The following is a 6,236-nucleotide window of genomic DNA, read 5'->3' as shown; positions in this document are numbered from 1 at the left end:
CCCTCTTGTTCCCAGTCACTACTCTCCCATAAATGTACATAATAATCTCGTGCACAGCGCCGGACGATCCACTGCACTTTCTCATAGCGTTCCTTGAAGTTCATGTTATCTCCTTTTTCTTTGATAATATGATTCTACAAGAAAAAATCTTCCCTCAGGCCTCCTGTCCCTATCCTGTCTATTTTATACCCCAACTGGTACCTAACAAAAATATCTATGACATCTCAGGGACTTTTTAAGACATATTAGGCTTTAAAGAATAAAAAATAGCTTGATTACACAATTGGTAATCAAGCTATTTAATTAAGAAAAGCATCTCTTAATTTTCTTCCATTTTGGATTTTATTTCATCATAGGAAAGGGCATGTGCTTCTCGTTCCAAGTCTTTTTCAGACTCTTCTGGCATATGACCTGTTTCATAGAGAGATTTAATTTGGGTGCTATCAAGCGTTTCATATTTAAGTAATGCTTCTGCAATCAATTTATGGGTTTCACGATTTGCTTGAATAATCTCAGCTGCTTTGTTTCGTGCTTCATTTAGTAATGAACGAACTTCCTCATCAATCTCATAGGCTGTTTGCTCTGAAATTGATTTTTGAGGACTTTGTGCACCAAACATAGCATGGTTACCTTCGTATTGGACTGGGCCAAGTTTTTCACTCATACCGTACTCAGTGACCATTGCACGCGCCATTTGTGTAGCTTGTTCAAAGTCATTGGAAGCTCCTGTAGTTTGGACATTAAAGATAATCTCTTCAGCTACACGACCACCCATGAGACCAGCCAATTGCTCTTTCATATCTTCTTTAGACAGAAGCATTTGGTCTTCTTTAGGCAGGGCAATCATATATCCGCCAGCACGACCACGAGGCACAATGGTTACCTTGTGTACGACACGCGCATTGGACAAAACAAGTCCAACAATCGTATGCCCCGCTTCATGGTAAGCGACAATCTGACGATCACGCTCTGAAACAGTTTTATCTTTTTTAGACGGTCCTGCAATCACTCTGTCTTCAGCTTCATCAATATCATCTGCATCGATGACTTTTTTGTTACGACGAGCTGCAACTAGAGCTGCTTCATTCAAGACATTTTCCAAATCAGCACCAACAAAGCCAGGCGTCTGCTGAGCAACTAGTTTCAAATCAACGTTCTTAGCCAGCGGTTTATTCTTAGCATGAACGCGAAGAATAGCTTCCCGACCTTTCACATCAGGACGACCAACTAAAACTTTTCTGTCAAAACGACCTGGACGTAGAAGAGCTGGGTCAAGAACATCCGAACGGTTAGTAGCCGCAATGATAATGATTCCTTCATTGCCTTCAAAACCATCCATTTCAATCAAGAGCTGATTAAGAGTTTGCTCCCGCTCATCGTTACCACCGCCAAGTCCAACACCACGCTGACGACCGACGGCATCAATTTCATCGATGAAGATAATAGCAGGAGCCGCTTTTTTCGCATCTTCAAATAGAGAACGAACACGGCTTGCTCCGACACCAACGAACATTTCAACAAAGTCAGAACCTGAGATGCTGAAGAAAGGAACACCTGCTTCACCAGCAACTGCCTTGGCAAGCAAGGTCTTACCAGTCCCCGGAGGACCCTCAAGAAGGACACCTGCTGGAATACGAGCACCCAGCTTAGTATAACGTTTTGGATCTTTCAGGAATTCAACAACTTCAACAAGTTCTTGTTTTTCCTCTTCTGCACCAGCGACATCTGAGAAGCGTACTTTGATATCTTCTTTATTGGCCGCACGAGCTTTGTTGCGTCCAAAATTCATAGCACCACGAGCACCGCCACCGCCTTGATTCATCATAGACATAAAGATGAAGGCGATGATGATAAATGGAACCAAGGAAATCAAAAGATTAATCCACATTCCACTGGAGCTTTCACGCTTAATAGTTACTTCTGTCTCATGCTCAGCAGCTAGCTTTTGCAAATCAGAAACTGTTGTATCTGATGGCAAAACAACACTAGTAAATCTGCTAACTTTTGAGATTTCCGGACTGAAAAACAGGATTCCTGTCGTATCTTTTGATTCTTTAGGTTTTTTGTAAGTACCTGATACCTCGATAATACTACCATTTGGCTGGTAGCTCATCTCTGTAACATTATTATTTTGGATTTCTTTTACTAATTGGCTGTAGTTGATTTGCTGGCTACGACCTGTCGCACTTCCTGTAAAGAAATACTGAAAACCTGTAACAAGGACTACAATAATTAGAATATAGAGAAAAGGATTTTTTATAAAACCATTATTTTGTTTATTTTTCATTTATATCTAGTAAACCTTTATTTTGTATAAACTTCTTCTTTCAAAACACCTACATAAGGAAGATTGCGATAATACTCATCATAATCTAGTCCGTAACCTACTACAAATTCATTTGGAATTGTAAAGCAAGTATAGTCTGCCTCAATGTCAACAATGCGTCCTTCTGGCTTATCCAACAACGTAGCAATTTTTACAGATGCTGCATTTCTTTCTTTGAACAAGTTACACAAATTCTTCAAAGTTTGGCCAGTATCGATAATATCTTCGACAAAAAGAATATCACGACCCGTAATATCTTGATCAATATCTTTGATAATATTAATCACGCCACTACTAGTTGTACCGCCATGGTAACTAGACACCAGCATAAAATCTAATTCGATATCTGTATCCACGTGTTTGATTAATTCGGCCATAAAAGGAACCGAACCCTTCAAAATTCCTACAAAAATAGGCTTTTTACCTTGATAATCTACGGTCAGCTGTTGCCCCAATTTTTTTGCCGCTGCTACGATTTCCTCATGAGAAACCAATACTTTTTTAATATCTTGTTCTAGCATAATTTTACCTATCTAATTTTCTGAATATAAAGTACAGTACTCATTATATCACTTTTTAATTCCTTACTCAAATCACTGATAGCGATATTTACAATTGCCAAGATCTGCTGATTTTGCTCCACAATAATCGCTTTTTCGCGTTCTTCAAATGGAATTTTTTGATCAATGAATAGTCGACGAAGTTTTTTGTGATGTCCTTTCAAACGAAGACAATCACCTATTTTCCTGTGACGTAAAAGAAGTGGTGTTTCACGTGAAACTGCAATCGCTTGAACATTTTCACCCTCCAAAGGAGTGCCAAATGAGAATTGATAGTCCCCAAATTGAAGTTGATTACCACATTCTAACAGAATTGAGTCCACTTTCAAATCAGACTTACGACTGATTTTTCTGATTTCAAAATGCTTATAATCTTTCACCAACTCATATCCATCCTTTAAAGGGTGGATGTAATTAGCCTTGGTTCGTAAGATTCCTAAGATTTCTTCAAATTGCTTTTTATTTATATTTAATGAAGGAAATTTCTTTAAATATTCCTGCAGGAGAAAATTTTGCACTTCTGGAATTTGCCGCTCAAACACTTCAAGATTTGTAATGTCCAATCCCTGCGTCATATGAGACAGAGCTGTCTGTAAGTTCTCAACTTCTTTCCCCAAAGAAATCAGTGAATCCTTAAAGCGTGGATTTTCTTTTTCAAGACTTGGAAGATAAAGATTGCGAATACGATTTCTGAGATAGTCATTTTGAAGATTGCTCTTATCTTCAAAATGCAAAATATCAGGGAAATCTTGCTTATGAAAATGAAGCAGAGGTCGGATTAATTCGCCATTTGCAAAGGGTTGAACCTCGGTCATTCCAGACAAGTGGCGTAGCCTTGCTCCTCTTATTAACCTCATAAACACCGTCTCGGCCTGATCATCAGCATGGTGAGCCGTTACCAAGGCCGTGTAGCCTTCTGCCAACATGATTTCTTCAAAAAAACGATAGCGAAATTGCCGAGCTTTTTCCTCAGAAAAATCACCTGAAAAATTTGAGCTGAAAAATTTCACACCAAGTTGCTGGGCAAAATTTGACAGCTCTTTTTCTTCCATATTTGACTCTGGACGTTGCTTGTGGTTGACATGCACTATCCCCAGCTCAATCTCTAATTCTTCCCTGTTCTGGTACAAAAGATGGAACAAGGTCATCGAATCCAAGCCACCAGAAACTGCTACCAGCACTTTCTGATGATTTTGAAAATACCGCTTTTCCTGCATTTGTTTGCGAAACTTCTGATCGATCATTTCAGAACTCCGTACACATCATCCGCGATTTTAGAAATTGTATCGTAATCCGAATTATTCGTAAGAATAGCAATGATAAATGGCGAATCCGTATACACAATAGCGACATCATGCTTGAAGTCATAAGCATCACCAATTTTATGGGCAACTTTTACATTGATATTTTTAGAAATTCGCTGATTATCATAATTTGTCTGAGATAAAGCATCGATAATCATGCCATTTTGTTTATAAATGGCTTCCATAACATTTCCTGCCATTCGAGCCGAGGCTTGTCTGCTCTCCACATCCCACTTTTTACCCGCAATTTTTTCAATAGTATTTTGAAATTGGCTATCAGATTGATTGCTTGTATAATAGGCGAGGATATTGTGGGCCACATTATCCGACTCTTTTGCTACTCCATTGATTAAGTCCTGCACAGAATATTCCTTATCATTTGCTGATTTGGAAATACTACCGCTTCCCTCAGGGTCATAGGCACCTGCAAAATCATTGACAGCCGCTGTATATTTTAACTTTTTATCCAAGGAAAGGCTATGATTGTTTAATTGCTCCTGGGCATAGTAAAGATAAGGAATTTTCGTCACACTGGCTGAGTACATTTGTTGATCTGGATTAATGCCTGCTTCTTTGCCCGTTTCTAGCTGTTTTACATAAATAGAAAAGTCAGCTCTTTTGTACTTAGAATTTAAAAGCTCCTGAACCTTTTCCATTCGATTATCTTCTTGGGAAAGAAAATCAACAGAAACCCAACCTTGACCTTCAATTTTAGCGTATTCTCCCTTAGCTGTTTGAGCAATTTGTACTACCTTTACTTTGCTATAAGCAGGTAGTTTAGCTGCAATCTTTTTAGAAGAATTGATCGGGATAGTATCGTAGAGCACATAGTTAGGAGCCAGCCATTTGTCCTGTTTGACATCTGTGATAGACTGAACCGTGTCCTCATAGATGCTATTCTTATCTGCAATTACAAACTGGCCATTCTTTAATTTAAAGATAGGAATCCCAGCTTCATTCACGTGCAACTCTGTCAGTTGTAGTGGCTGATCCGGCAGAAGTTTCCCAGCTACCTTAGTCAAAGTAGCATCTGTAAAAATAGGCGTTTCTTCATAAACATTAGGATTTGTAGGGATACTCGTATGGTAACGGCCATAAGCTGTACCTGTAAGCTGATACTTTTCTTCTTCGTCTAAAACAAGTTCCTTTTCAGTACTGATTGCTGTTTGACTGCTCCATAAGGCTGGCAGTAAAAATATCAGCAAAAGTAACTTACGCATGACCTCCCCTTTCCTTTTTTGTTTCTTGAAGTTTTAAAGCTTGATTCTTTTCGGATAATTCTGCTAGTTTTTCATCCGAAAAAGATAAAAATTTCTCTATATTTTGAAGTAAATTTTCCATGACTATTGTGGTAATAAATCTGGTGTTGTGTAAATGTATTCTCCTTCTTTTGAAAAAGAATACTTGGCACGAGCATATTTGGCAGCATAGCTGTCATCTTTCAACTTGGTTGCAATATCAGACTGATAGCTCTTTTCTTCACCTAATTTTTCATATTTTTTTTGTAGTTGTGCATATTGAGCACGGCGATTAAGTAAAGTTTCGTAACTTTGATATAAATTATAGGCTGGAAGAATAAAAAGTAGCATGACTAAAATTAGAACCCATCCCATAAAACGATTTCGTTTCCGACGCTCCTCATCGAGGTATCTACGACGCTGATTTTCATCTTGGATAAAGCGATTATTTATTTGAACAATATTTCTAGACATTTTCTTCAATCCTTGCCTCACTGATAATTTCATACATTTTAGCAGCATCTTCTTTTTTGGTGCTGTCTTTCATTTCTAGCACCCGCACTGTTAACAGCTTATTGCCAAAACGAACTTCAATTTGATCATTGACTTTCAAATCTGTCGAACTTTTTGCCAGGATTCCATTTACCTTGATACGACCTTTATCTGCTACCTCTTTAGCTACAGGGCGTCGCTTGATAATACGTGATACCTTTAAATATTTGTCTAATCTCATAGTCTTTTCCTCGATTTTCTCTTAATATTCTATCATTCTTTTGAAAGAAACAAAGCTAAAAAGCTGAAATTTTAC

At 38.2% G+C, this 6,236-nt stretch carries 7 protein-coding genes and 1 pseudogene; all 8 read right to left on the bottom strand.

Annotated features, from left to right (window positions below):
* Nucleotides 1-104, bottom strand: a pseudogene (locus D8793_RS12090) (sigma-70 family RNA polymerase sigma factor); the annotation flags it as partial.
* A gap of 215 nt (nt 105-319) precedes the next feature.
* Complete coding sequence (ftsH, locus tag D8793_RS02435; protein ID WP_048765822.1) at nt 320-2,287, bottom strand: ATP-dependent zinc metalloprotease FtsH; 1,968 nt, start codon at nt 2,285-2,287, stop codon at nt 320-322.
* A 17-nt stretch (nt 2,288-2,304) separates the two neighbouring features.
* The gene (gene hpt, locus D8793_RS02430) at nt 2,305-2,847 is read right to left on the bottom strand and encodes a hypoxanthine phosphoribosyltransferase (RefSeq protein WP_045499858.1); all 543 of its coding nucleotides are present in this window, start codon (nt 2,845-2,847) and stop codon (nt 2,305-2,307) included.
* 8 nt (nt 2,848-2,855) lie between these two features.
* Complete coding sequence (gene tilS, locus D8793_RS02425) at nt 2,856-4,130, bottom strand: tRNA lysidine(34) synthetase TilS (RefSeq protein WP_125372375.1); 1,275 nt, start codon at nt 4,128-4,130, stop codon at nt 2,856-2,858.
* Entirely contained in the window at nt 4,127-5,410 is a 1,284-nt protein-coding gene (locus D8793_RS02420) for a serine hydrolase (RefSeq protein WP_125372374.1), read from the bottom strand. Before D8793_RS02420 ends, tilS begins: the two co-directional genes overlap by 4 nt.
* Entirely contained in the window at nt 5,403-5,531 is a 129-nt protein-coding gene (locus D8793_RS12085; protein WP_125372373.1) for an SP_0009 family protein, read from the bottom strand. Before D8793_RS12085 ends, D8793_RS02420 begins: the two co-directional genes overlap by 8 nt.
* Before the next feature lie 2 nt (nt 5,532-5,533).
* Nucleotides 5,534-5,902 carry an FtsB family cell division protein gene (locus D8793_RS02410; protein ID WP_045499867.1) on the bottom strand — a complete coding sequence of 123 codons (369 nt, stop codon included), beginning with the start codon at nt 5,900-5,902 and terminating at the stop codon, nt 5,534-5,536.
* A complete protein-coding gene (locus D8793_RS02405) occupies nt 5,895-6,161 on the bottom strand; it encodes an RNA-binding S4 domain-containing protein (protein WP_125372372.1) in 267 nt (88 codons plus the stop codon). The genes D8793_RS02410 and D8793_RS02405 overlap by 8 nt, the downstream gene beginning before the upstream one ends.
* Nucleotides 6,162-6,236: the final 75 nt, after the last annotated feature.

Origin of the sequence: Streptococcus cristatus (assembly GCF_003943465.1) — a bacterium.
Taxonomy (GTDB): Bacteria; Bacillota; Bacilli; order Lactobacillales; family Streptococcaceae; genus Streptococcus; species Streptococcus cristatus_C.
Note: the sequence above shows the minus strand (reverse complement) of the source record. Positions and strands in the feature narration are given on the sequence as shown.

Bases quoted from the DNA above. Each gene is read 5' to 3' on its own strand.
- ftsH (WP_048765822.1), bottom strand. From the start codon at position 2,287: ATGAAAAATAAACAAAATAATGGTTTTATAAAAAATCCTTTTCTCTAT.
- hpt (WP_045499858.1), bottom strand. From the start codon at position 2,847: ATGCTAGAACAAGATATTAAAAAAGTATTGGTTTCTCATGAGGAAATC.
- tilS (WP_125372375.1), bottom strand. From the start codon at position 4,130: ATGATCGATCAGAAGTTTCGCAAACAAATGCAGGAAAAGCGGTATTTT.
- D8793_RS02420 (WP_125372374.1), bottom strand. From the start codon at position 5,410: ATGCGTAAGTTACTTTTGCTGATATTTTTACTGCCAGCCTTATGGAGC.
- D8793_RS12085 (WP_125372373.1), bottom strand. From the start codon at position 5,531: ATGGAAAATTTACTTCAAAATATAGAGAAATTTTTATCTTTTTCGGAT.
- D8793_RS02410 (WP_045499867.1), bottom strand. From the start codon at position 5,902: ATGTCTAGAAATATTGTTCAAATAAATAATCGCTTTATCCAAGATGAA.
- D8793_RS02405 (WP_125372372.1), bottom strand. From the start codon at position 6,161: ATGAGATTAGACAAATATTTAAAGGTATCACGTATTATCAAGCGACGC.